Origin of the sequence: Nocardioides zhouii (assembly GCF_004137345.1) — a bacterium.
GTDB lineage: Bacteria > Actinomycetota > Actinomycetes > Propionibacteriales > Nocardioidaceae > Nocardioides > Nocardioides zhouii.
On the sequence record NZ_SDWV01000005.1, the window covers coordinates 25,262 to 48,616 of the forward strand.

Here is a 23,355-nt window from a genome sequence, read left to right on the forward strand (position 1 = left end):
CGGGGCTCTGTGCGTGGAGCGGGGTGGCTCAGGTGCTGACGTCGCCGAGGACGGCGAGCACGTCGTCCGGGGTCTGGGCGGCGTCGAGCGCCGCGATGCTGTCGTCGTCGGTGAAGGCACCCGCCAGTGCCTGCAGCACCGTGAGGTGGTCGTCGCCGGCGCCGGCGATCCCGACGACGTACTTCGCCGGGCTGCCCTTCCAGTCGATGGGCTCGTCGTAGCGGATGAAGGAGATCGCCGTCTGACGGATCAGCGCCTTGGCCTCGTTGGTGCCGTGCGGGATGGCCAGGCCGTTGCCCATGAAGGTCGAGACCGAGGTCTCGCGCTCGTGCATCGCCGCGATGTACGCCTCATCGACGGCACCGCTGGCGACCAGCAGGCGGCCGGCCTCGGTGATGGCGGAGTCACGGTCGGTGGCCTGGCCGCCGAGGACGATGGACTCCCGGCTCAGTACGTCGTTCATCTGCAGCCTCTTCTCTCACTGATCTGTCGGTGGGGTCGGGCTCATCAGACCACAGGGTCCATGGGCCCACGCTGGTCGAAATGACCAGGCCCGGCCCTCCGCACCGCGGAGGGCCGGGCTCTCGGGGGGTGACTGGTCGTACGTCAGGTGGTGGTCGAACCGTTGTTCTGCTCGACCATCTCCACGATCTCGTCGTACCGGGGGCTGCCCATGAAGTTGTCGACCGACACGTGGACGGCGGACGGGGTCTTCTCACGGGCACGGTCGGTGAGGTCCTGGTGGGTGACCACCAGGTCGACGTCGTCGCGCAGGTCGGAGATGGCCTTGTTGACCACCGTGACCTCCGGGTGACCGGCGGCCTGGATCTTCTTGCGCAGCACCGAGGCGCCCATGGCCGACGAACCCATGCCGGCATCGCAGGCGAACACGATGTTGCGGATCTCGCGGGTCGCCGTCGCGGTGGCCGTGCCGACGCCTGCCAGGGTGCCGGCGACCGAGGACTTCTTGCCCTTCATCGACTCCATGCTCGCAGTGGCCCCGGCCAGGTCACCCTCGTCGTCCGCCTTGTCGGTCTTGAGGAGCACGGCCGCGACGGCGAAGGACGCTGCCGCACCGCCGATGACCGACAGGATGACGCCGACGAAGCTGCCTCCGGGTGTGTTGATCAGCACCGCGATGATCGAGCCCGGTGCCGCCGGTGCCTGGAGGCCCGAGTCGAAGAGGAGGTTGATCGAGATCTGCGTCATGCCGCCCGCGATCATCGCGAGGATGAGCTTGGGCTTCATCAGCACGTAGGGGAAGTAGATCTCGTGGATCCCGCCGACGAAGTGGATGAGCAGCGCGCCCGGGGCCGAGGCCTTGGCCGCACCCTTGCCGAACATCATGAACGCCAGCAGCAGGCCGGCGCCCGCGGCCGGGTTGGCCTCGAGCAGGAACAGGACGGACTTCCCGTTCTCGCTGGCCTCGGTCAGGCCCAGCGGGGTCAGGACGCCCTGGTTGATCGCGTTGTTGAGGAAGAGGACCTTGGCCGGCTCGATGAACAGCGAGGTCAGCGGGAGCAGGGAGTTCTCGACGAGGAAGTCGATGACCTCGCCCGCGCGGGCACTGAACCACTCCACGAACGGACCCGCCACCACGAAGCCGACGACGGCGAGGACCATGCCCCAGATGCCGGCCGAGTAGTTGTTGACCAGCATCTCGAACCCCGGCCGGATCTTGTGCGACCACAGCGCGTCGAGCTTCTTCATCGACCAGCCGCCGAGCGGGCCCATGACCATGGCGCCCAGGAACATCGGCACCCCGGCGCTCGCGATGGCACCCATGGTGGCGATGGCGCCGACGACGCCACCGCGGATGGTGTTGTCGTACGTCATCCGGCCACCCGTGTAGCCGATCAGCAGCGGCAGCAGGTAGGTGATCATCACACCGACGATGCCGCCGCTCTCCGAGTTGCCCCAGCCGCCGAACTCGGCGACCCAGCTGTCGGGGCTGAGCCATGCGTTGTCCCCGCCACCCAGGTTGAGCCAGCCGTTCTCGATGAACAGCGCGGTGATCAGGCCCCACGCGATGAACGCGGCGATGTTGGGCAGGACCATGTTGGAGAGGAACGTGCCGAACTTCTGCACGCGTACCCGGGCACCGGAACTGGCCGCGGGTGTTGAGGTTGTGGTCGCCATGCTGTGTCCTCCAGTTGAGCGTGGGGTGAGGTGACCCCGATCACATGATGTCTGGATCAAACCACGCGAACGGGCCTGTTGCCAAGCATTCGGGCACGATTCATGCCCGAATCTGTGGCTTTGCCCCCCACGGGCCCCTCTACCCGCCCAGCTGGCTGTTGAAGAACGCCTTCTCCGCCTCGTCGTTCCACGTGTCGCCGGGTCCCAGCTTCGCGGCGACCTCCGGCAGCGTCTCCTTGAGCTCGTCGAGCCCCATCAGGGGAAGGTCGTGGATCTGGGGGAAGATCAGGACCTTGCCGGAGTAGCTCCCGTCGACAAGGGCCTGGAGGCCGTCCTTGGCCGCCCGCATGCCGCCGACGGCACCCACGATGGATCCCGGGGAGAGCGCACCCTGGTTGGCCAGGTCCACGACCTGCTGCTGGTCGTGGATGGTCAGGCCCGACGTCCCGGTGTACTGGGCGTTGTCGAGGTAGACCGCGCTCAGGTTCAGCGGCGCCAGCGTCCCGTTGGGAACACCGGCGAAGAAGACCAGCATGCCGTCGGGGTTCATCAGGGTGTCGGCCTCGGCCATCACGGCCGAGATGGGGACGCTGACGACCACATCGTCGGCCCCGCGGCCGTCGGTGGTGCCCATGACGAAGTCGTGGAGGGACTCCTCAGCGGTCTGGGAGTTGAAGGTGATCAGCTCGCAGTCGTTGCTCTCCGCCAGGTGGGCCAGCCGGTCCTCGAGGCTCGTGAGTCGTTCGTCGCTCACCTCCGTGGCAATGATCGTGCGGGGGCCGTCGGGCTGCTGGATGGCCCTCTGGACGTGCATCAACCCCATCGGGCCGCCGGCACCCACGAAGACGGTGGTTCCCTGCGACCGCAGGTCGCAGCGGTTGCGCGCCTCGCCGTAGGACGCGGCGATGTCCGGACCCCGGCCGCCGAGGTAGGCGGTGTAGTCGTAGTGCAACCGGCCCACGTCGGTGTCCACCAGGCCGTCGAGGGCAGTCTCCCCCACCAGGTTGAGGGTCCCTCGCCGGGCGATGTGCGTGGCCACGGCACCGGCCGTCGCCGCGGAGCGCGGATCGAGCATGACGATGTCGTCGAAGCCGGCACCGTCGGTCAGCTCGTCCACCAGCGCCTGGTAGTCGTCCGTGCCGATGCCGTCGCGTATCGCGACGCGAGCGGCCGTGGTGCCCTCCACCAGCTGAGCCACCGAGGCGGGCACGTCGGTCAGCACGATGGTGGCCGGAGCGTCCAGCCCGGAGGAGAAGACGTACTCCCGCTCGTCCCCGGGGCGGCCGACGATCCACATGGTGCCGCCGGCCTTGGGCTCGAGGCGGCGACGCTGGGTGTAGGCGGCCATCACGCACCCCCAGGGCTCCAGCGTCGAGCCCTCGGCGTAGCCCATGGTGTCGGGGAGGGGCAGCAGGCACGCACCGTCGTCCGTCTCGAGCATCTCCGCGCCCATCAGGTGGTACTGGATCAGCCCGCCGGGGATGGTGTAGCCGTACGCCGTGCTCTTGCCGTCCTGGTAGATGTCCGGCTGCACGGCCAGCCGCTGGCCGGCGTGGTAGCGGTCCTTGAGGTGGTCGCCGACCTCGATGACGGTGAGGCTGACCTCGTGCCCCAGTCGGGTGGGCTCCTTCGACAGGTCGCGGTCGTAGAGCTTCGGGTGGCTGCCGCCCTGACGCATGATCTTCACGTCGGAGAAGCAGAGGCCCACGCTGTCGATGCGCACCAGCATGTGGTCGGCATCCGGTCTGGGGACGGGGGTCAGCTCGGGAGCGCCGTCCTTGCCCATGTTGTCCTCGCCGGCGCCGTGCAGGTACCAGGTCCAGGCGCCCTCCGGAAGCTCGGAATCTGCCGCGCGGTAGCGGTCGTACGCTGATGTCATGGTTCCTCCGGTGTGACGTTGGACGGATGTGGTGGTGCGGGCCTCAGTGGCCGAGCACCTCGCGCACCGCAGCACGGGCGGCCATCGGGTCGGGGGCGCCGAGGGCGGCCTCGGCGGCCGCCTCGCAGGTCTCGAGCGAGACGCGCGAGAGCTGGGCACCGACGGGGCGTACGGCGCGCGCGGCCATCGAGAGCGACGAGATGCCCATCCCGATCAGCGCCGTCGCCAGCAGCGGGTCGGCCGCGGCCTCGCCGCAGACCCCGACGGGCTTGCCCGCCTCCCTGCCCGCGTGGGCGGTGATCGCGATCAGCTGGAGCACGGCCGGCTGCCAGGGGTCGGTGAGGTGGGCCAGATCGGTGGCCATGCGGTCGGCAGCCATCGTGTACTGGGTCAGGTCGTTGGTGCCGATGGACAGGAAGTCGACGACCTCGAGCATCCGGTGCGCGAGCAGCGCGGCGCTCGGGATCTCGACCATCACGCCGGGCTTGAGCCCGCGGGCGCGGACCTTCTCGGCGAAGTCGGCTGCCTCGGCGACCGTGGCCACCATCGGCGCCATCACCCACGTCTCGGTGCCGGTGCGCTCCGCAGCCGCGGCGATGCCGTCGAGCTGGCGGTCCATCAGGCCGGGGTTGTCGAAGCTGAGGCGCAGGCCGCGGACGCCGAGCGCCGGGTTCTCCTCACCGGCGTGGGTCGCGAACGCGATCGGCTTGTCCGACCCGGCGTCGAGGGTGCGCACGACGACGTAGCGGCCGTCGGCGTACGGCGCGAGGACGGCGCTGTAGATGTCGGCCTGCTCGTCGACCGTCGGCTCCTCCTTCTGGTCGAGGAAGCACAGCTCGGTGCGGAACAGCCCGACCCCCTGCACCGGCTCGACGCCCGCGGACTCCGCGGACGCGCCGTCGGCGACGTTGGCGAGCAACTTGAGCGGCAGGCCGTCGAGGGTCGCCGCAGGCCCGGTCCAGGACGCGAGCTCCTCGCGGAGGCGACGGCTGGCCTCGACCCGCTCGCGCGCCTCGTCGGGATCGGCGCCCTGCTCGATCGTGCCGGTCTCGCCGTCGACGACGACGAAGGTGCCGGTGGGCAGCTCCATGATGCCGGCCGCGCCGACGATGCAGGGGATGCCCAGCTGGCGGGCGATGATCGCGGTGTGGCTGGTCGCGCCACCGCGCTCGGTCACCAGCGCCGTCACCAGCGCGGGGTCGAGCCCCGAGGTGTCGCTCGGCGCGAGGTCCTCGGCCACGAGGATCGACGGCTCGGTCGGCGTCGGCACGCCGGGCGCGGGCTCGCCGACGAGGTGGGCGACCACGCGCCGCTCGATGTCGCGCAGGTCGGTGACCCGCTCGGCCATCAGCCCGCCCATGGTGGTGAAGATCGTGACGAACTGGTCGACGGCGCCCTGGACCGCGGCGACGGGCCCATGGCCGGCCTGCAGGTTCTTGTTCACCGCGCCGCGCAGTCCCTTGTCACGGGCGAGCCCGGCGCTCGCGGTGAGCACCTCGGCCGCCGCGCCCTGGGCGGAGGCGGCCTTGGTGGTGAACGTCTCGGCGACCGCGGCCGCCGCGTCGTCGTACGCGGCCAGCGCGGACTCGGCATCGGCGAAGCCGCCGTCGCCGAACCGGGCGATCGCGGCGGGCGAGATCTCGCCGCGGACGTGGAGGACAGGACCGGCGGCAACACCCGGTACGACCGGGGTCCCGCTGAGGCTTCCGGTGGCGGGGTTCGCGGGTGTGGTCATGGACACACCGTAGAACACGGCGTGGTTGACAAGCAACACATTCGGGACTAAAACAACACATACACAGATCGCGCCGAGAGGAGGACCCATGTACGCCGAGGAGCGGCAGCAGGCGATGGCCCAGCTGATCAGCCGTCGCGGGCGACTGTCGGTGGTCCAGCTCGCCGGGGAGTTCGAGGTCACGACCGAGACCGTCCGCCGCGACCTGTCCACCCTCGACCGGATGGGCGTGGTGCGACGGGTCCACGGTGGCGCCGTGCCCGCTGGCTCCCTGACGGTCATCGAATCAGGGATCGTCGAGCGTGACCAGTCCAACACGCAGGCCAAGGAGGCGATCGCCAACGCCGCGGTCGCCCTGCTGCCGCCGCCCGACTCGGTGGTCGTCATCGATGCGGGCAGCACGACGGCGCGCTTCGCCGCGGCCCTCCCCCGCGACCACCGCCTCACCGTCATCACCCACGCGGTCCCGGTGGCCACCCGCCTCGCGGGCCTGCCCCAGATCCAGCTCTACCTGCTGCCCGGACGGGTGCGCCCGGCCACCCACGCAGCCGTCGGCGCCGAGACCGTGGCCGCGCTCGCGGAGCTGCGCGCCGACGTCGCGTTCGTCGCGACCAACGGCCTCACCGTCGGCCACGGCCTCACCACCCCCGACAGCGACGAGGCCGCGAGCAAGCGGTCGATCATCGCCTGCGCCCGCAAGACCGTGGTGCTCGCCGACTCCACGAAGCTCGGGGTCGAGACCGCGGTCCGGTTCGCCACCCTCGACAGCATCGACGTGCTGGTGACCGACAGCGGAATCGACCCCAAGGACCGACGCGCCCTGGAACAAGCCGGAATCGAGGTGGTGATCGCATGATCCTCACGCTGACGCCCAACCCCAGCATCGACCGTACGGTCGCCCTCGACGGCGAGCTGTCGCGCGGGCAGGTCCACCGGGTGGCCTCGGTGACGTCGCAGGGTGGCGGCAAGGGGGTCAACATCTCGCGCGCGGCCGTGGGTGCGGGCATCCCCAGCATCGCCGTCGTACCCGCCCAGAAGGACGACCCGTTCGTCCTCGAGCTGCTCACCGCCGGCATCGACTGCCGTCCCGTGCGCCCGGCCGGCGACGTACGCGTCAACCTCACGATCACCGAGCCCGACGGCACCACCACCAAGCTCAACTCGCCCGGCGCAGAGGTCCTCCCGCTGCACCTCGAGCTGATGGCCCAGGCCGTGCTGGTCCGCGCCTCCACCGCGAGCTGGACCGTGCTGGCGGGCTCGCTCCCGGCGGGCGCGCCCGCCGGGTTCTACGCCGAGCTCGTACGTCGGCTGCGCGAGGTGGGCGGCCGGGTCGCGGTCGACACCAGCGAGGCACCGCTCCAGGCCCTCGTCGACGGCCTCCCCGGGTCGGCTCCCGACCTGATGAAGCCCAACGGCGAGGAGCTCGCGTCCTTCACCGGCGGCGACCCCGAGACGCTCGAGTCCGACCCGGTCGCGACCGCTGCAGCCGCGCGTCAGCTCATCGACCGGGGCGTGGGCGCTGTGCTCGCCACCCTGGGCGGCAACGGGGCCGTGCTGGTCACCGCCGAGGGCGCCTGGCACGCCACGCCGCCCCCCACCACCGTCGTCAGCACCGTGGGTGCGGGCGACTCCTCCCTCTTCGGCTACCTGCTGGGTGACATCAGGGGTCTTGCGGCTCCCGACCGCCTGGCGTTGGCTGTTGCCTACGGCAGCGCCGCCGCAGGCCTGCCCGGCACCACCATCCCCCAGCCCTCACAGCTCCGTACGGAGCTGGTCGGCGTCACCGCACTCGGAGACACCTCATGACCGACCTCATCACCACGGACCTGGTGCGCCTCGGCGCATCCTGGGGCCAGGACAAGCACGACGTCATCCGTGCGCTCGCGGGCGTCGTCGACGACGCCGGGCGCGCGACCAACAGGGACCAGCTCGTCGAGGACGCGTTCGCCCGCGAGTCCACCTCGTCGACCGGCCTGCCCGGCGGCATCGCCATCCCGCACTGCCGCACCGCGGGTGTCGAGACCCCGACCCTCGCCTTCGCCCGCCTCGACCCTCCGGTCGACTTCGGCGCCAAGGACGGCCCCGCCGACCTCGCGTTCCTCATCGCTGCACCGGCAGGCGGCGACGCCGACCACCTCACCATCCTGACCAAGCTGGCCCGCGCGCTGGTGAAGCCCGCCTTCACCGACGCGCTCCGCTCGGCGAGCTCGGTCGAGGAGGTCGTCGACATCGTCAGCCACGAGCTCGGCGAGCCCGCGCCCGGCACCGCAACCGCCGCCACCCCGGCAGCACCCGCGGCAGCAGCAGCCGCCGCGGCTCCTGCAGCCGCCGCTGGCGGCCAGGCCTCGCTCGTCGCGGTCACCGCCTGCCCCACGGGCATCGCGCACACCTACATGGCCGCCGAGGCCCTCGAGGCCGCGGCCGCGCGCGCCGGCGTCGAGCTCCACGTCGAGACCCAGGGCTCGGCCGGCTCGACACCGCTCTCCCCCGACACGATCGCCGCCGCCGGTGCGGTGATCTTCGCCGTCGACGTGGGCGTGCGCGACCGGTCCCGCTTCGCCGGCAAGCCGATGGTGAGCTCGGGCGTGAAGCGACCGATCGACGACGCCGACGCGATGATCGCCGAGGCGCTGCGCTACGCCGCCGACCCGGCCAGCGCCCCGCGCGTGGAGGGCACCGCCAGCGAGGCCTCGCAGTCCGCGGGCGGCTCGCAGTCCTTCGGTGCCACGGCCCGCCGGGTCCTGATGACCGGCGTCTCGTACATGATCCCGTTCGTCGCCGCCGGCGGCCTGCTGATCGCCCTCGGCTTCCTCTTCGGTGGCTACGAGATCGTCACCGACGGCCAGGCGATCGCCGTGAACAACACGTTCTTCAACCTCCCCGACGTCAACGAGTTCGGCCTCGACCACGCCCTCGGCGGCAGCGCCTTCTTCGCCTACCTCGGCGCGCTGCTGTTCACGCTCGGGGCCGCGGCATTCGGGTTCCTGGTGCCTGCACTCGCCGGCTACATCGCGTACGCCATCGCCGACCGCCCCGGCATCGCGCCGGGCTTCGTGATGGGCGCCATCGCCGGCACCCTCAACTCGGGATTCCTCGGCGGCATCGTCGGCGGTGTCCTCGCCGGCATCGTGGCCCTCTGGATCACCCGCTGGAAGGTGCCCACCTGGATGCGCGGCCTGATGCCCGTGCTGGTGATCCCGCTGCTGGCGACGCTGATCTCCGGCTTCATCATGGTCGTCGTGCTCGGCAAGCCGCTGGGACGCCTCATGGAGGCGCTCAGCGACGGCCTCAACAGCCTGCAGGGCGGCTCGGCGATCATCCTGGGCGTCATCCTCGGCCTGATGATGGCCTTCGACATGGGTGGCCCGCTCAACAAGACCGCGTACGCCTTCGCCACCACCGGCCTCGGCGCCGCCGCGACCGCGACGGACGCACCGGAGCTCAAGGTGATGGCGGCTGTCATGCTCGCCGGCATGGTGCCGCCCCTCGCGCTCGCCCTGGCCACGGTCGTGCGACCCGGCCTGTTCACGGTGCCCGAGCGGGAGAACGGCAAGGCGGCCTGGGCCATGGGCGCCTCGTTCATCACCGAGGGTGCCATCCCGTTCGCCGCGGCCGACCCGCTGCGCGTGATCCCCTCGATCATGGCCGGCAGCGCCGTCACGGGAGCCCTCTCGATGGGCCTCGACGTCGGCCTCCGGGCACCGCACGGTGGGATCTTCGTCCTGTTCGCCGTGGACGGGAAGTTCGGCTTCCTCATCGCCCTGGTCGCCGGCGTCCTCGTCGCCACCGCGCTGGTCGTGCTCCTCAAGAGCACCAGCAAGGCCGACGCCGACGTCGCCACCGTCTGATCCACACCTCACACCACGCACGACCAACTCGAAGGAGCACCATGCCCAGCAAGTCCGTCGTCGTCGGCTCCGCCGTCGGCCTGCACGCCCGCCCCGCAGCGATCATCGCCGAGAAGGCCGGTGAGCTCGGCTCCGACGTCACCATCAACGGCGTCGACGCCAGCTCGTCGCTGATGATCATGACCCTCGGTGCCGGCAACGGCGACACGGTGGAGGTGGCCGGCGACGACCAGGCCGCCGTCGACACCATCGCCGCGCTCGTCGAGCAGGACCTCGACGCCTGAGCGCCCAGGTCCCGAGTCCGCCGCGTGGGCGGTGGGTGAGGGGGAATCCGAGCTGCCCGGATCCCCTTCACTCACCGCCCACGCGTGCGTCGTACGGCGAAGGGACCAGGGTCACGAACCGCGGAGGTAGCGGACCCGCACCCGCAGCGCCTGCTCGAGCTCGCCCAGCACCTCGGTGAAGAACTCGCGGCGGTAGTTCTCGTCGGTGACGGCGTACACCGCGAAGTAGAGGCCGCTGAAGGCCGCGAGGAACGTCGAGACCTGGAGCAGCTCCCGGCTGACCGGGATCTTCCCCGCATAGGTGAGGTCGGTCTCGATCCACGTCTCCAGCACCGTCTCGTCCATCGCCACCACGCCGAAGACGATGAAGAACGCGAAGACCGCCAGGGCGAGCAGCAGCACCTGGAAGGCCTGGGTGATGAGCAGCACCAGCACGAGGTTGGTCCGCTGCAGGCCCACGACGTCGGCGTCGTCACCGAGCTCGTCGCGGCCGACCTCGTCGTCGAGCCGGTCCACCTCCTCGGTGAGCCGGACGACGAGGAAGCCGGCCGCCAGCGCCGCGAAGAGCAGCACCGCACCCCAGAGGATCCCGCCGTCGAGCGCGGAGGCGATCATCCACACCTCGGTGTTGATGAAGAGGAACGTGACGAAGAGCAGCAGCATCGGCAGGGCCCGGGTGGCGAGCGGGAACAGCAGGCCCAGGCTGGACAAGGTCTGCCGCATCGCCCACACGCCGATCAGGTGGACTCGCAGCGCGCGACCGGCATAGACCGCCGCCACGACCAGCAGCACGGTGACTGCCGTGGAGATGCCCGTGGAGACGGCGCCGGACTCCTCGGCCCGGTCGACCAGCCACCAGGAGCCGATCCCGCTCGGGACGGCGAGCAGCAGTCCGCATCCGAGGACGAGCAGCAACCGACCGCGAGCCAGGCGTCGCCGCACCTGCTCCCGGATCGGGTCGACGAAGTAGGGCAGGCCGTGTGCGAGGAACCAGGCCTCGGCCTCCGCGCGGTTGGTCGGCTCGGGGTGCGTCACGCCAGGATCTCGCGCGCGCGGCGTACGTCGTCGTGCATGGTCTCGACCAGGGCCTCGATCCCGTCGAACTTCACCATGCCGCGCAACCGGTCGACGAAGGCCACCTCGACCCGTACGCCGTAGAGCTCGAGGTCGTCACGGTCGAGGACGTAGGACTCGACGCGGCGCTCGCGCTCGCCGTCGAAGGTCGGGTTGGTGCCCACGGAGATCGCCGCGGGGTAGCGCTCCCCCGTGTCGAGCCGGGTCAGCCAGCCGGCGTACACGCCGTCGGCGGGAGCGGCGTCCACCGGCGGGATGGGGACGTTGGCCGTCGGGTAACCGAGCTCGCGACCGCGCTTGTCGCCCTCGACAACCGTGCCGCGCACGACGAACGCACGGCCGAGGGCCTCGGCCGCGCCCGCGACGTCGCCGGTTGCCAGGCACTGGCGGACGTACGTCGAGCTCCAGACCTGCGGACCGCCGTCGAGTGCCACGCCCACGGTCTCGAAACCCCGCGTGGCGCCGGCCTCGACGAGGGTGGCCACCTCACCGGCGGCCTTGGCGCCGAAGCGGAAGTTGGCCCCGACGACCACCGCGTCCGCGTGCAACGCCTTGACGATGATCCGGTCGATGAACTCCTCGGGCGACCAGCGGGCGATCTCCCAGTCGAAGCCCAGCACCAGGATCGAGTCGACGCCGGCACCCTCGAGCAGCTCGGCACGGGTCTGGATCGAGGTGAGGGTCGGCGGCGCGTGCTCGGGCCGCAGCACCGCCATCGGGTGGGGGTCGAAGGTCACCGCCACGACCGTCTCGATGCCGAGGCGGTCAGCAGTCTGCCGGGCCTCCCGGAGGACGTGCGCGTGCCCGAGGTGTACGCCGTCGAAGTTGCCGATGCTGACCACGGTGCGGCCGAGGTCGGCCGGCACGTCGTCGACTCCACGCCAGATCTGCACGGAGGCAGCCTAGTGGTGGGTGTGCGACGTCCTGTGGTGGTGGGCGTGCTCCGGGTGCGTGCATCGCAAGGCGGAGGAGCGAAGGCGGGCCGCTAGGCCCGTCGAGGTCCGACAACGCAGCGAGGTGCGTGCCCGGAGTGCGCCCACCGTGCAGCGACGTCGTGCACGCACCACTGGCCACGCGGGGCTCGCGCCCCGCGTGGCCGGGTCTGCAGTCGTGCGCTACTTCAGCGTGATGCCGCGATACATGCCCATGAACGCGTGCGGCATGCCGCCCATGTTCGCGTCCGGCCAGAAGCACAGCAGGACGTAGTTGCCGCGCGAGAGCCGGTAGTTCATCGCTGCCGTGTGGCCGGGGCCGACCACGTTGCCGTCGAAGGACTCGCCGAAGTTGACCGGCGGCGGGCCGTTCTGGCCGTTCATCTGGGCCTCGGTCCAGGCGCCGAAGTCCTCGACGGTCTTGCCGGGCTTGAGCTTGATCAGTCCGACGAAGTGGTTCTGGCTGCTGAAGTTCTCAAAGGTCAGCGTGCCCTTCCGCGGGATGGACTTCGGGTTCTTCGCCCAGCTCGCGCTCTTGACCGCCCGGAGGGTCGGGCCGTCCGGCATCGTCGCGCCCGTGTCGGCGCCGGCGACGGTGAAGGCCGTGAACGCCGAGGGCCTGTTGCGTTCGATGTCGGCCGCGTAGTAGCTGCCGGGCGGCAGGCTGACGGTCAGCTTGCCGACCTTGCCCATCGCGACGTTGACGCCACCCAGGAGGGTCGTGTTGGCCTCGAAGCGCTTGAGCGCGGGGATCTTGCCCTTCTCGAGGCCGGCGTCGATGTCGGCGATGGCCGCGTCGAGGGTGTAGCCGGTGGCCAGCTGCACGAGCTGGAAGCCGGAGCTCTTGGCCTCCGTCGTCACTCGGAACTGGTTCACGCCGGGCTGGATCGTCGTCGGCATGACGACGTTGTGGGCCGCGGTGATGCTGACGGCCACCATGCCGCTGCTGGTGGAGTCGAGGGCGGCGTGCGCCGTCCCTCCGGTGAGCCCGCCGGCCAGCAGGACCAGGCCGCCGGCGAGGGCTGAGATGCGTGGGACGAACACTGATGCCTCCTCGGACCACAGCCGCCGGGTGCGGCCCCCCGGTCCGCACCCCAACATCCTCCTGCGGGTGCGGCGGCGCTACCGAGAAATGTGGGTGGACCAGACCGCGTCGTGTCAGACGAAGACCGCCACCGGCTTCGCCTTCGCACCGCTCTGCTCGTAGAGGGCGAGGAATTCCCCGTCGGGTGCGAACACCGCGTGCGGACCAGCGCCCGGAAGCTCGAGGTCGAGGGGGCGGCCGAACCGCACGTCCGCGGCCTGCTCGTCGGCCAGGTCGATGAACGGGAACGTCGATCGCGCAGCGTCTGCGATCGGCACCACCGCGAAGTCGTCGGCGAGCTCGTCGAGAGTCCGCGCGACGGACAGGTCGAAGGAGCCGACGGCCGTGCGCCGCAGTGCGCTGAGGTGGCCGCCCACGCCGAGCGCGGCGCCGAGGTCGCGCGCGATGGCGCGGATGTAGGTGCCCGACGAGCAGCGTACGGAGATCCTGACCTCCGGCAGGTCGACCTCGTGGACCACCAGCTCGTGGATCGTCACCGGCCGCGCCTTCAGCTCGACCTGCTCACCGGCCCGCACCCGGGCATAGGCACGCTGTCCGTCGACCTTGATCGCGGACACGGCGGTCGGCACCTGTTCGATGTCGCCGACGAACCGCGCCAGCTCCGTGCGTACGTCGTCCTCGCGCACGCCACCCACGTCGTGGGTCGAGACGACCTCGCCCTCGGCGTCATCGGTGGTCGTGACGGCACCGAGCCGGATGGTCGCGTCGTAGGCCTTCTCGGTGAGCATCAGGTGGCCCAGCAGCCGGGTGGCCCGGTCGACACCGAGCACGAGCACGCCGGTGGCCATCGGGTCGAGGGTGCCGGCGTGGCCGACCTTGCGGGTGCCGGCCAGCCGACGTACGCGGGCGACGACGTCGTGCGACGTCATGCCCGGCGACTTGTCGACGACCACGAGACCGGGGTCGACCATCAGGGGCGGTCGTCCTCGTCGGGCGTCTCGTCGAGCTCCTCGTCGAAGCCCAGGTCGGACCCGTCGTCGAGCACGTCGGCGGCCTCGTCGTCGTCCTCGATCACGCGGGGCTTCTTGTACGGGTCGGCCTCGCCGGCGTACGCCTCCACGCGACGTGCGGCGACCTCCTCGTCCAGCTGCCTGGCCCGCTCGAGCACCTCGTCGAGGGCGCGGGCGCTCTCGGGGAGGGCGTCGGGGATGAAGGTCAGGGTCGGCACGATGCGCATCCCGAGCTGCTTGGCGACCTCGGAGCGGATCACGCCCTTGGCCGACTCGAGCGCTGCCGCCGTGTTCGCGAGCTCCTCGTCGGCGCCGAGCACCGTGTAGAAGACCGAGGCCTGCTGCGAGTCACCCGTGACCCGGACGTCGGTGATGGTGACGAACCCGAGGCGCGGGTCCTTGATGCGCCGCTCGAGCATCTCGGCGACGATCACCTGGATCCGGTCGGCGATCTTGCGGACACGGGGGTTGGTCATGGTGCTCACTCTCTCAGAACCGGTGACCGGGCACTTCGTGCCCGTCACAGACGGTGACCGGGCGCTTCGTTCCCGTCAGTGGGAACGAAGCGCCCGGTCGATGACGCGGACGGGCACGAAGTGCCCGGTCGATCAGGCCCGCGGGATCTCGCGCATCTCGAACGACTCCACGACATCGCCGATCTTGATGTCCTGGAAGTTGCGGAGCACCAGACCACACTCGAAGCCCTCGCGGACCTCGGAGGCGTCGTCCTTCTCGCGGCGGAGCGAGGACAGGTCCAGGTTGTCGGCCACCACGGCGCTGTCGCGCAGGATGCGCACCTTGGCGTTGCGGCGGATGAGACCGGACGTGACCATGCAGCCCGCAATGTTGCCGGCCTTGGACGAGCGGAAGATCTCGCGGATCTCCGCCTGGCCGAGGGTCGACTCCTCGTAGATGGGCTTGAGCATGCCCTTGAGCGCTGCCTCGATCTCCTCGATCGCCTGGTAGATGACCGAGTAGTGCCGGATCTCGACACCCTCCTTGTCAGCCATCTGGCTCGCCTTGCCCTGCGGGCGGACGTTGAAGCCGATGATGATGGCGTCGGAGGCGGCGGCGAGGTCGACGTTGGTCTCGGTGATCGCACCGACACCGCGGTCGATGACGCGCAGCGAGACCTCGTCGCCGACATCGATGTTGGCCAGAGCGTCCTCGAGCGCCTCGACCGAACCGGACACGTCGCCCTTGAGGATGAGGTTGAGCTCCTGGCTCTCGCCCTTCTCCATGGAGGCCATGAAGTCCTCGAGGCTGCGGCGCACGCGACGCTTGGCCTGCATGGCCGCGCGCTCGCGCGCCTCCCGCTTCTCGGCGATCTGGCGAGCCATCCGGTCGTCTTCGACGACGATGAAGTTCTGGCCCGCACCCGGCACCGCCGAGAGACCCAGCACCATCGCGGGACGCGACGGGTCGGCCTCGGTGATCTCCTTGCCGTGCTCGTCGAGCATGGCGCGGACGCGGCCGTGGGCCGGACCGGCCACGATCGAGTCGCCGACGCGGAGCGTTCCGCGCTGGACGAGCACCGTGGCGATCGGACCGCGACCGCGGTCGAGGTGCGCCTCGACCACGAGGCCCTGGGCGTCCTGCGTCGGGTTGGCCCGCAGGTCGAGCGAGGCATCGGCGGTGAGGACGACGGCCTCGAGCAGCTTGTCGAGGTTGAGCCCCGCCTTGGCCGAGACGTCGACGAACATCGCGTCGCCGCCGTACTCCTCGGGGATCAGGCCGTACTCGGTGAGCTGGCCGCGGACCTTGGTCGAGTCGGCATCCGGCTTGTCGATCTTGTTGACCGCGACCACGATCGGCACGTTGGCTGCCCGGGCGTGGTTGAGCGCCTCGACCGTCTGCGGCATGACGCCGTCGTCGGCCGCGACGACCAGGATCGCGATGTCGGTGGCCTGGGCACCACGAGCACGCATGGCGGTGAACGCCTCGTGGCCCGGGGTGTCGATGAGGGTGATGCGACGGTCGGTGCCGTCGACCTCGGTGTGGACCTGGTAGGCACCGATGTGCTGGGTGATGCCACCGGCCTCCTTGTCCACGACGTTGGCGTCACGGAGCGCGTCGAGCAGCTTGGTCTTTCCGTGGTCGACGTGACCCATGACGGTGACGACCGGGGGACGGATGACCAGGTCGGACTCGTCGCCCTCATCGGCACCGAACTCGAGGTCGAAGGTCTCGAGCAGCTCGCGGTCCTCGTCCTCGGGCGAGACGATCACGACGACGTAGTTGAGCTCCTCTGCGAGCAGCTCGAACGTCTCGTCACCGACCGACTGGGTCGAGGTCACCATCTCGCCGAGCGAGAACAGCATCTGTACGAGAGCTGCCGCGTCGACGTTGATCCGCTCGGCGAAGTCGGTCAGCGAAGCGCCACGCGGGAGACGTACGGTCTCGCCGTTGCCCTTGCGGACGCGCACGCCACCGATCGTCGGGGCCTCCATGGCCTCGAACTCCATACGACGCGCGCGCTTGGACTTGCGTCCTCGACGCGACGGGCCGCCAGCGCGCCCGAAGGCACCCTGGGTCTGGCCACGCTGGCCGGGACGACCGCCACCGGGGCGACCGCCACCGGAGGGGCCGAAGCCGCCGGGACGACCGGGAGCACCACCAGGAGCGCCACCCGGAGCACCGGAGCGACCCGGAGCGCCACCGCGGGCGGGAGCCCCGGGACGGCCGGGACCGCCGGGGCCGCCACCGGGGCCACCGCGGGCGGGACGGCCACCGGGACCGCCACCGAAGGCGGCCGGGGACTTGGGCATCATCGCCGGGTTGGGGCGCGGCATGCCGGGACGGGCTTCGCCGCCACCAGCACCCGGCGGGCGCGGCGGACGGGCGTCGTCGCCACCGGTGCGCGGGGCCGGGCGCGAGCCCATGCCCTGGCTCGGCGCGAACGGGTTGTTGCCGGGACGCGGGGCGCCGGGGCGTGCGGCCGGGCGCGGCGCGGACGGCGCCTTGGCGGCCGGGGCCTCGGGTGCCTCGGGCTCTGCCGGCGGAGCCTCGGGCTCGGCGACGGGGGCCTTCGGGCCGGGCCGGGGGCCGGGCCGGGCGGCAGGAGCGGACTCCTCCACGACGGCCGGGGCGGGGGCCTCGGCGGGTGCCTCGGCCTCGACGGCGGCCGGCTTGGGGCCGGGCTTCGGGGCGGACTTCTTGGCGGCGGGCGCCTCGGTCGCGCTGTCGGCGGCGGGAGCGGAGGCCGCAGCGGCCTTCAGCTCGTCGCCGTACTGCTTCTTGAAGCGCATCTCGACGGGGGGCTCGACGGTCGACGATGCCGACTTGACGAACTCACCCATCTCCTTGAGCTTCTCGAGAACGAACTTGCTCTCGACTCCGAACTCCTTGGCGAGTTCGTGGACTCGGGTCTTGGCCACGGTGCGTTACTTCTCCTTGTGATCCGTGACCCCACAAGGAGAGGGGAAACGGAACAGCTAGTGGGTGAACAGACTCATTGCGAGTTACTCATCGAGTGCTCATGAGCTGCGTGCTCCAGTTTCTGGTCGGTGCTGAGGTGATGTGGACGGGTCGTGCTGGTCCTGCTGGTCGTGCCGGAGGGTGGCGAGGTAGTCGGCCACCGGTGCGTCGGCGAGCGTCACGCCCGAGCGGAGTGCCCGGGGAAAAGCTCGGCGTCGCACCGCGAGCTCCCAACACTGCGGCGTGGGGTGGAGGTGCGCCCCGCGACCGGGCGCCCGGTGGGCCGGATCGGGCACCAGGGCCGGTCGGCCCTCGGCGTCCGAGCCTGCGACCACCCGCAGCAGCTCGCTCGCAGCGGCCCTGGCCCGGCAACCCACACAGGTCCGGACGGGTCCGGGCGCAGGGGTGTCAGACGTGGTGGCCACTGCTCGTCACTCTACTGCGTCGGGCCGGTGCATGACGAACTGGTAGCCGAGCCACCCACGCGGGCGCGAGCGTCAGCGGGTCATTCGGGATCAGGGGCCTCATCGGAGCGGATGTCGATCCGCCACCCGGTGAGCCGCGCCGCGAGCCGGGCGTTCTGGCCCTCCTTGCCGATGGCGAGGGAGAGCTGGAAGTCGGGTACGACGACGCGGGCCGAGCGCGCGGCCAGGTCGACGATCTCCACCGAGGTCACCCGCGCCGGCGACAGGGCGTGGGCGACGAGCTCCGCCGGGTCCTCGGCCCAGTCGACGATGTCGATCTTCTCGCCGTGAAGCTCGCTCATCACGTTGCGGACCCGCTGGCCCATCGGGCCGATGCACGCGCCCTTCGCGTTGACGCCGGCGACCTGGGTCCAGACGGCGATCTTGGTGCGGTGTCCGGCCTCGCGGGCGATGCCCGCGATCTCCACGGTGCCGTCGGCGATCTCGGGCACCTCGAGCGCGAAGAGCTTCTTCACGAGCGTCGGGTGCGAGCGCGACAGGGTGATCTGGGGACCGCGCATGCCCTTGCGCACCGAGGTGACCAGGCACTTGATCCGCTCGCCGTGGACGTACTTCTCCCCCGGCACGCGCTCGCTGACAGGAAGGATCGCCTCGAGCTTGCCGAGGTCGACCATCACGTCGTCGGGGTTGCGACCCTGCTGGATCACCCCGGAGATGATGTCGCCCTCCTTGCCGGAGAACTCGCCGAAGCGGATCTCGTCCTCCGCGTCACGCAGCCGCTGGAGCATCACCTGCTTGGCGGTGGTCGCGGCGATCCGGCCGAAGCCCGCGGGAGTGTCGTCGTACTCCGGCCCGGCCGTGCCCTCCTCGTCGACCTCGCGCGCCCACACCGTCACGTGGCCGCTCTGGCGGTCGAGCTCGACGCGCGCGGGGTGCTGCGACTCGGTGGCCCGCTGGTAGGCCGTGAGCAGCGCCTGCTCGATGGCCTCGGCCAGGACCTCGAAGGAGATCTCCTTCTCGCGCTCCAGCATCCTCAGGATGCTCAGGTCGATGTCCATCAGTCGTCCTTCTCGTCGGTCGTGTCGCTCGTGCTGGGGTCGCTCGTGGTGCTCCTGCGGTTGAACTCGACCTGCACCAGGGCCTTGGCGACGTCGGCGTACGCCACCTCGTGCCGGCTGCCGTCCACGTCGAGCGTGGCCGAGTCGTCGGACGAGCCGACGATGCGCCCGGTCAGCTCGCTGCCGTCGGCGAGGGTCGCCTTGACGAGGCGGTCCTCGTTGCGGCGCCAGTGGCGGGCCAGGGTCAGCGGTCGGTCGACGCCGCGGGAGGTCACCTCGAGCGTGTAGGGCATCTCGCCCATCACGTCGGAGTCGTCGAGCACCCGGGACACCTCGCGGGTCGCGTCGGCGACGTCGTCGAGCGTCACGCCGCCGTCCTTGTCGACCGCGACGCGCAGCACCCGGCGCTTGCCGGCGGGGGTGACCTCGACGGCCTCGACGTCAAAGCCCATGACACTCAAGGGGTCGATCAGCTCCGCTTCGATGCGGTCCCGGGTGGCGTCCTGGCGGGGGGTGCTCATGGGGCTGCGACCTCCTGTGAAGTTGTCGAAAGGGTCACGATAGCGGCCGTGGCCACGGGCCGGTCATCCGCCGCCGACTGGTCCGGTCAGGTCCCCGCTGGCTTATGGTTCGGGCGTGCCCGGACGCCGCCTCTCACGTCGTACGACGCTGGGCTCGGCGCTCGCCGCACCCATCGTGCTGGCCGGCTGCGACATCGACCCGCCGCCGCGTGCGTCGGGTACCTCGTCGGCGACACCCGAACCGCCGGAGGATTTCGAGCTGGTGGCCACGGTCGTGGGTTCGCTGGTCCGCGCGCTCGCGGTGCTCGACGCGGCCTCGGCCGCGGTGCCCGCCCTCGGCCCACGGCTGGACCCGGTCGCGACCGCGCACGCAGCGCACCTCGACGTGCTGGTCGGGGCGGTGCCGGAGGCCGACGTGCCCATCGCCGATCCCCCGCGCATCGCTGCCCGCCCCGAGGCCGCCCTGGCGGCGGTCGGGCGGTCCGAGCAGCGGCTGCTCCGCGAGGTGCGCGCCGGCTGTCTCGGGGCCGCGAGCGGCGACCTGGCCCGCGTACTGGCGAGCGTCGCCGCCTCGACGTCGCAGCACGCCGCGTCTCTCGCGACCGGAGCCCCCCGATGACGGTCCTGGATGCCCTGCAGGTCACCCTCGGTGACGAGCACGCGGCCCTCTACACGTACGGCGTGCTGGGTGCCCGCACGTCGCAGTCCGCGACGCCGGAGCTCTACGCCGCGATCGCGTCCGCCTACCGACGCCACCGTTCGCGCCGCGACCAGCTGCGGGTGCTCGTGGAGGAGGCCGGCGGTGAGCCGGTGGCCGCAGCGGCGGCGTACGAGGTGGACGGCCCGCTGCTGCGTGCGCCCCAGGTGCAGGCGGCTGCGCTGGCCACCGAGGAGTCGAGCGTCGAGGTGCTGACCGCCCTGGTCGCCCAGTCGGTCGGAGCCGTACGCGAGTGGGCGCTCGTGGAGGCGACCTGGTCGGCCACGTGGCAACTCGAGCTGGGCGGCTCCGCGCAGACCTGGCCTGGCGCCCCCGAGCTCGACTGATCCTTGACGGGATCTCGACCGGTTCTCCCGCGTCAGCCCCGTACATGAGAAACGGCCCGCGGCCTCAGCCTTTGGGAAAGTCCCGAGATCTCTCCCAAAGGCCGAGGACGCGGACCGTCTTGATGGGGTTGGTCAGCATCACCCTGTGTGGCCCCTCCTGTGGGGGTGGCGGAACCACATGCACAATCATGCATTCGATCCGGAGAATTCGTAAGTACATCGGACTTGCATGTTCATGCAACGCACAAAGATGCAGGACCGCTCCCGCGTGACCCCGGTTCAGCCGGCCGACGCGCCGTCGTCCCAGGACCGGACGACGTCCGGGATCCGGGCGAGGGACGTGACGCTGGCGTCGGGATCGCCCTCGGTGTGGCCGACCTGCTCTGCCGGGATGCTGCTCAGCGGGACGTGGATCGCCCGGAGGCCGGCGTTGTGGGCACCCCAGACGTCGTCGAAGAGCCGGTCCCCCACGTAGACGCACGCAGCGGGGTCGCTCACGCCGACGGCGTCCATCGCGGCGCCGAAAGCGCGCGGCGAGGGCTTGGTCCACGGGATCTCGCTCGAGTACACGTCGCCATCGACGAGGTCGTAGACGCCGTCGCGCTCGAAGAAGCCGACGTGCCACTCACGCGGCCAGATGGTGTTCGAGAGCACGCCGACCTTGATCCCCCTCGACCTCAGCTCCTCCCACATCGGCCGGACCTCGGGATCGGTGAGCGTGTGCGGCTCCCAGAACTCGTAGTAGGCGCGGAGCAGGTCGGGGTCGTGGTCGAGCCCGGCCTCGGTGAAGAGGTCCGCGATGGTCGAGCTCTGCTGGTGGTCCCGGCTGCGCCCCCACACGATGTCGCCGGCGCGGTGGAGCCGCTCGGCGTGCGCGTGGTGGTCGTCGTCGGGCGACGGCGTGGTGCGTACGGCCTGCGCGAGCGCCACCGACTCGGCGTGGAAGTCCACGTCGTGCCACCGCGTGAGGGTGCCGCCCCAGTCGAAGATGACCGCCTCGATCGCACTCATACGGGCGAATCTATCCGCGGACGGCGACACCAACGTAGGCAGTTCGAGGTCCGACCCGGTCCCGCCACGCTCACGAGAGCGCGCTCAGCCTCGAACTGCCTGCATGGTGTCGGGTGGGCGGGCTCTGGAGGCAAGATCAGCCGCGGACAGCCGACACGATGTGTGCGGCGGCGTCGCCGACGGCGACCTCCTGGCGCTCGTCGGTGCGGCGGTCGCGGACCTCGATCGTGCCGTCGGCGAGGCCGCGGCCGACCGTGACGATCGTGGGGACGCCGATGAGCTCGGCGTCCTTGAACTTCACGCCGGGGCTGACCTTGCCGCGGCGGTCGTCGTAGAGGACCTCGATGCCCTGCTCGGACAGGTCGGCAACGAGCGACTCGGCGAACTCGAAGATCGCGTCGTCCTTGCCGGCCGCGACGACGTGGACGTCGGCGGGCGCGACGTTGCGCGGCCAGCAGAGCCCGATGTCGTCGAGGGTGCCCTCGGCGATGGCGGCGACCGCACGCGACGGGCCGATGCCGTACGAGCCCATCGTGACGGTCACGAGCTTGCCGTTCTCGTCGAGCACCTGGAGCCCGAGGGCCTGGGCGTAGCTGCGGCCGAGCTGGAAGATGTGGCCCATCTCGATGCCGCGGGCGGACTCGAGCGAGCCCTCGAGGCAGTTGGGGCAGGTGTCGCCGTCGCGGACGTCGGCGGCCTCGATGGTGCCGTCGGGCGTGAAGTCGCGCCCCACGACCATGTCGATGACGTGGGAGCCGTGGACGTTGGCACCGGTGACCCAGCGGGTGCCCTCGACGATGCGCGGGTCGACGAGGAAGCGGATGCCCGACGTCGACTCCTCCCCCAGCGCCCCGGGGCCGATGTAGCCCTTGACCAGCGCGGGGTGCTTCGCGAACTCGGCCTCGTCCATCGCCTCGACCTCGATGGGCTCGAGCTGGCCCTCGAGGCGCTTCTGGTCGACCTCGCGGTCGCCGGGCACGCCGATGGCGAGCGGCTCGCGGGTGCCGTCGGGATGCTTGAGCACGACCAGCACGTTCTTGAGGGTGTCGCCGGCCGCCCAGGGGCGGTCGTCGCGCGGGTAGGTCGCGTTGAGGTGGTCGACCAGGGTGTCGATGGTCGGGGTGCCGGGCGTGTCCTCCGCGTGCGCGGCGGGCGCGTCGTCGTACGCGATCGCCTCGGGCGCGCGCACGGTCACTGCCTCGACGTTGGCGGCGTAGTCGCAGTGGGTGCAGCGGACGTAGGTGTCCTCGCCGACCTCTGCCTTGGCGAGGAACTCCTCGCTGGCCGAGCCGCCCATCGCACCGGACGTCGCCTTGACGATGACGTACTCGAAGCCGAGCCGGTCGAAGATCCGGATGTACGCGTCGCGGTGCAGCTGGTACGACGCGGCCAGGCCGGCGTCGTCGATGTCGAAGGAGTAGGAGTCCTTCATCACGAACTCACGCCCGCGCAGCAGCCCGGCGCGCGGGCGGGCCTCGTCGCGGTACTTGTTCTGGATCTGGTAGATCGAGAGCGGCAGGTCCTTGTAGGAGGAGTAGAGGTCCTTCACCACGAGGGTGAACATCTCCTCATGCGTGGGGCCGAGGAGGTAGTCGCCACCCTTGCGGTCCTGGAGCCGGAAGATGTTGGGTCCGTAGTCGGTCCACCGGTTCGTCGCGTCGTAGGGCTCCTTGGGCAGCAGCGCGGGGAACGACAGCTCCTGGGCGCCCATGTCGTCCATCTCCTCGCGGATGATGGCCTCGATCTTGCGCAGCACCCGCAGCCCGAGCGGCAGCCAGCTGTAGATGCCGGGCGCGGCACGGCGGATGTAGCCGGCACGGACCAGCAAGCGGTGGCTCGGGACCTCGGCGTCGTTGGGGTCGTCGCGCAGGGTGCGCACGAACAGGGTCGACATGCGGAGGACTCGGGCCATGGGCGCAAGGATAGGTGCGGG

At 70.9% G+C, this 23,355-nt stretch carries 21 protein-coding genes; 6 read left to right on the plus strand and 15 right to left on the minus strand.

Annotation, left to right across the window (positions count from 1 at the left end; genetic code table 11):
- Positions 1 to 28: 28 nt before the first annotated feature.
- From EUA94_RS06155 to ptsP, 4 genes are all read right to left on the minus strand, one after another.
- The gene (locus tag EUA94_RS06155; protein ID WP_129425765.1) at positions 29 to 463 is read right to left on the minus strand and encodes a PTS mannitol transporter subunit IIA; all 435 of its coding nucleotides are present in this window, start codon (positions 461 to 463) and stop codon (positions 29 to 31) included.
- A 143-nt stretch (positions 464 to 606) separates the two neighbouring features.
- Positions 607 to 2,139 (minus strand): PTS mannitol transporter subunit IIBC, encoded by a 1,533-nt coding sequence (locus EUA94_RS06160; RefSeq protein WP_129425767.1) that lies wholly within the window; start codon positions 2,137 to 2,139, stop codon positions 607 to 609.
- Between the two features lie 139 nt (positions 2,140 to 2,278).
- The gene (locus EUA94_RS06165; RefSeq protein ID WP_129425769.1) at positions 2,279 to 4,018 is read right to left on the minus strand and encodes an alcohol dehydrogenase catalytic domain-containing protein; all 1,740 of its coding nucleotides are present in this window, start codon (positions 4,016 to 4,018) and stop codon (positions 2,279 to 2,281) included.
- Positions 4,019 to 4,061: 43 nt separating this feature from the next.
- The gene (gene ptsP / locus EUA94_RS06170) at positions 4,062 to 5,753 is read right to left on the minus strand and encodes a phosphoenolpyruvate--protein phosphotransferase (protein WP_129425771.1); all 1,692 of its coding nucleotides are present in this window, start codon (positions 5,751 to 5,753) and stop codon (positions 4,062 to 4,064) included.
- A gap of 88 nt (positions 5,754 to 5,841) precedes the next feature.
- Between ptsP and EUA94_RS06175 the strand changes: the two genes are divergently transcribed.
- The 4 genes from EUA94_RS06175 to EUA94_RS06190 are packed head-to-tail and all read left to right on the plus strand — an operon-like array spanning position 5,842 to position 9,885.
- The gene (locus EUA94_RS06175) at positions 5,842 to 6,609 is read left to right on the plus strand and encodes a DeoR/GlpR family DNA-binding transcription regulator (RefSeq protein ID WP_129425773.1); all 768 of its coding nucleotides are present in this window, start codon (positions 5,842 to 5,844) and stop codon (positions 6,607 to 6,609) included.
- A complete protein-coding gene (locus EUA94_RS06180; protein WP_129425775.1) occupies positions 6,606 to 7,559 on the plus strand; it encodes a 1-phosphofructokinase family hexose kinase in 954 nt (317 codons plus the stop codon). Before EUA94_RS06175 ends, EUA94_RS06180 begins: the two co-directional genes overlap by 4 nt.
- On the plus strand, positions 7,556 to 9,601 hold the full coding sequence (locus EUA94_RS06185; RefSeq protein WP_129425777.1) for a PTS fructose transporter subunit IIABC: 2,046 nt from the start codon (positions 7,556 to 7,558) through the stop codon (positions 9,599 to 9,601). The genes EUA94_RS06180 and EUA94_RS06185 overlap by 4 nt, the downstream gene beginning before the upstream one ends.
- 41 nt (positions 9,602 to 9,642) lie before the next feature.
- On the plus strand, positions 9,643 to 9,885 hold the full coding sequence (locus EUA94_RS06190) for an HPr family phosphocarrier protein (protein WP_129425779.1): 243 nt from the start codon (positions 9,643 to 9,645) through the stop codon (positions 9,883 to 9,885).
- A gap of 111 nt (positions 9,886 to 9,996) precedes the next feature.
- Here the strand turns inward: EUA94_RS06190 and EUA94_RS06195 are convergent, their stop codons facing one another.
- The 9 genes from EUA94_RS06195 to rimP form a co-directional block, all read right to left on the minus strand.
- The gene (locus tag EUA94_RS06195) at positions 9,997 to 10,920 is read right to left on the minus strand and encodes a hypothetical protein (RefSeq protein WP_129425781.1); all 924 of its coding nucleotides are present in this window, start codon (positions 10,918 to 10,920) and stop codon (positions 9,997 to 9,999) included.
- Positions 10,917 to 11,852: a bifunctional riboflavin kinase/FAD synthetase gene (locus tag EUA94_RS06200; RefSeq protein WP_129425783.1), complete on the minus strand. Its 936-nt coding sequence runs from the start codon at positions 11,850 to 11,852 to the stop codon at positions 10,917 to 10,919. Before EUA94_RS06200 ends, EUA94_RS06195 begins: the two co-directional genes overlap by 4 nt.
- A gap of 222 nt (positions 11,853 to 12,074) precedes the next feature.
- The gene (locus EUA94_RS06205) at positions 12,075 to 12,935 is read right to left on the minus strand and encodes a hypothetical protein (protein ID WP_129425785.1); all 861 of its coding nucleotides are present in this window, start codon (positions 12,933 to 12,935) and stop codon (positions 12,075 to 12,077) included.
- 114 nt (positions 12,936 to 13,049) lie between these two features.
- Positions 13,050 to 13,907 carry a tRNA pseudouridine(55) synthase TruB gene (truB, locus tag EUA94_RS06210; RefSeq protein ID WP_129425787.1) on the minus strand — a complete coding sequence of 286 codons (858 nt, stop codon included), beginning with the start codon at positions 13,905 to 13,907 and terminating at the stop codon, positions 13,050 to 13,052.
- Positions 13,907 to 14,422: a 30S ribosome-binding factor RbfA gene (rbfA, locus tag EUA94_RS06215; RefSeq protein ID WP_129425789.1), complete on the minus strand. Its 516-nt coding sequence runs from the start codon at positions 14,420 to 14,422 to the stop codon at positions 13,907 to 13,909. Before rbfA ends, truB begins: the two co-directional genes overlap by 1 nt.
- A 132-nt stretch (positions 14,423 to 14,554) precedes the next feature.
- Entirely contained in the window at positions 14,555 to 17,323 is a 2,769-nt protein-coding gene (gene infB / locus EUA94_RS06220; protein ID WP_129425791.1) for a translation initiation factor IF-2, read from the minus strand.
- Between the two features lie 99 nt (positions 17,324 to 17,422).
- Positions 17,423 to 17,788 carry a YlxR family protein gene (locus EUA94_RS06225; protein WP_129425793.1) on the minus strand — a complete coding sequence of 122 codons (366 nt, stop codon included), beginning with the start codon at positions 17,786 to 17,788 and terminating at the stop codon, positions 17,423 to 17,425.
- A gap of 80 nt (positions 17,789 to 17,868) precedes the next feature.
- Positions 17,869 to 18,846 (minus strand): transcription termination factor NusA, encoded by a 978-nt coding sequence (nusA, locus tag EUA94_RS06230; RefSeq protein ID WP_129425795.1) that lies wholly within the window; start codon positions 18,844 to 18,846, stop codon positions 17,869 to 17,871.
- Positions 18,846 to 19,367: a ribosome maturation factor RimP gene (gene rimP / locus EUA94_RS06235; RefSeq protein WP_129425797.1), complete on the minus strand. Its 522-nt coding sequence runs from the start codon at positions 19,365 to 19,367 to the stop codon at positions 18,846 to 18,848. The genes nusA and rimP overlap by 1 nt, the downstream gene beginning before the upstream one ends.
- Before the next feature lie 115 nt (positions 19,368 to 19,482).
- Between rimP and EUA94_RS06240 the strand changes: the two genes are divergently transcribed.
- Both EUA94_RS06240 and EUA94_RS06245 read left to right on the plus strand, forming a co-directional pair.
- Complete coding sequence (locus EUA94_RS06240) at positions 19,483 to 19,986, plus strand: hypothetical protein (protein WP_129425799.1); 504 nt, start codon at positions 19,483 to 19,485, stop codon at positions 19,984 to 19,986.
- Positions 19,983 to 20,411, plus strand: coding sequence for a DUF4439 domain-containing protein (locus EUA94_RS06245; protein WP_129425801.1), 429 nt, complete (start codon positions 19,983 to 19,985; stop codon positions 20,409 to 20,411). The genes EUA94_RS06240 and EUA94_RS06245 overlap by 4 nt, the downstream gene beginning before the upstream one ends.
- A gap of 279 nt (positions 20,412 to 20,690) precedes the next feature.
- Here the strand turns inward: EUA94_RS06245 and EUA94_RS06250 are convergent, their stop codons facing one another.
- Both EUA94_RS06250 and EUA94_RS06255 read right to left on the minus strand, forming a co-directional pair.
- Positions 20,691 to 21,422, minus strand: a complete 732-nt coding sequence (locus tag EUA94_RS06250; protein WP_129425803.1) for an HAD family hydrolase — start codon at positions 21,420 to 21,422, stop codon at positions 20,691 to 20,693.
- 136 nt (positions 21,423 to 21,558) lie between these two features.
- Positions 21,559 to 23,334: a proline--tRNA ligase gene (locus EUA94_RS06255; protein ID WP_242494706.1), complete on the minus strand. Its 1,776-nt coding sequence runs from the start codon at positions 23,332 to 23,334 to the stop codon at positions 21,559 to 21,561.
- Between the last annotated feature and the right edge of the window lie 21 nt (positions 23,335 to 23,355).

Coding starts and splice junctions, on each gene's coding strand:
- EUA94_RS06155 (WP_129425765.1), bottom strand. CDS start 463: ATGAACGACGTACTGAGCCGGGAGTCCATCGTCCTCGGCGGCCAGGCC.
- EUA94_RS06160 (WP_129425767.1), bottom strand. CDS start 2,139: ATGGCGACCACAACCTCAACACCCGCGGCCAGTTCCGGTGCCCGGGTA.
- EUA94_RS06165 (WP_129425769.1), bottom strand. CDS start 4,018: ATGACATCAGCGTACGACCGCTACCGCGCGGCAGATTCCGAGCTTCCG.
- ptsP (WP_129425771.1), bottom strand. CDS start 5,753: ATGACCACACCCGCGAACCCCGCCACCGGAAGCCTCAGCGGGACCCCG.
- EUA94_RS06175 (WP_129425773.1), top strand. CDS start 5,842: ATGTACGCCGAGGAGCGGCAGCAGGCGATGGCCCAGCTGATCAGCCGT.
- EUA94_RS06180 (WP_129425775.1), top strand. CDS start 6,606: ATGATCCTCACGCTGACGCCCAACCCCAGCATCGACCGTACGGTCGCC.
- EUA94_RS06185 (WP_129425777.1), top strand. CDS start 7,556: ATGACCGACCTCATCACCACGGACCTGGTGCGCCTCGGCGCATCCTGG.
- EUA94_RS06190 (WP_129425779.1), top strand. CDS start 9,643: ATGCCCAGCAAGTCCGTCGTCGTCGGCTCCGCCGTCGGCCTGCACGCC.
- truB (WP_129425787.1), bottom strand. CDS start 13,907: ATGGTCGACCCCGGTCTCGTGGTCGTCGACAAGTCGCCGGGCATGACG.
- rbfA (WP_129425789.1), bottom strand. CDS start 14,422: ATGACCAACCCCCGTGTCCGCAAGATCGCCGACCGGATCCAGGTGATC.
- nusA (WP_129425795.1), bottom strand. CDS start 18,846: ATGGACATCGACCTGAGCATCCTGAGGATGCTGGAGCGCGAGAAGGAG.
- rimP (WP_129425797.1), bottom strand. CDS start 19,367: ATGAGCACCCCCCGCCAGGACGCCACCCGGGACCGCATCGAAGCGGAG.
- EUA94_RS06245 (WP_129425801.1), top strand. CDS start 19,983: ATGACGGTCCTGGATGCCCTGCAGGTCACCCTCGGTGACGAGCACGCG.
- EUA94_RS06250 (WP_129425803.1), bottom strand. CDS start 21,422: ATGAGTGCGATCGAGGCGGTCATCTTCGACTGGGGCGGCACCCTCACG.
- EUA94_RS06255 (WP_242494706.1), bottom strand. CDS start 23,334: ATGGCCCGAGTCCTCCGCATGTCGACCCTGTTCGTGCGCACCCTGCGC.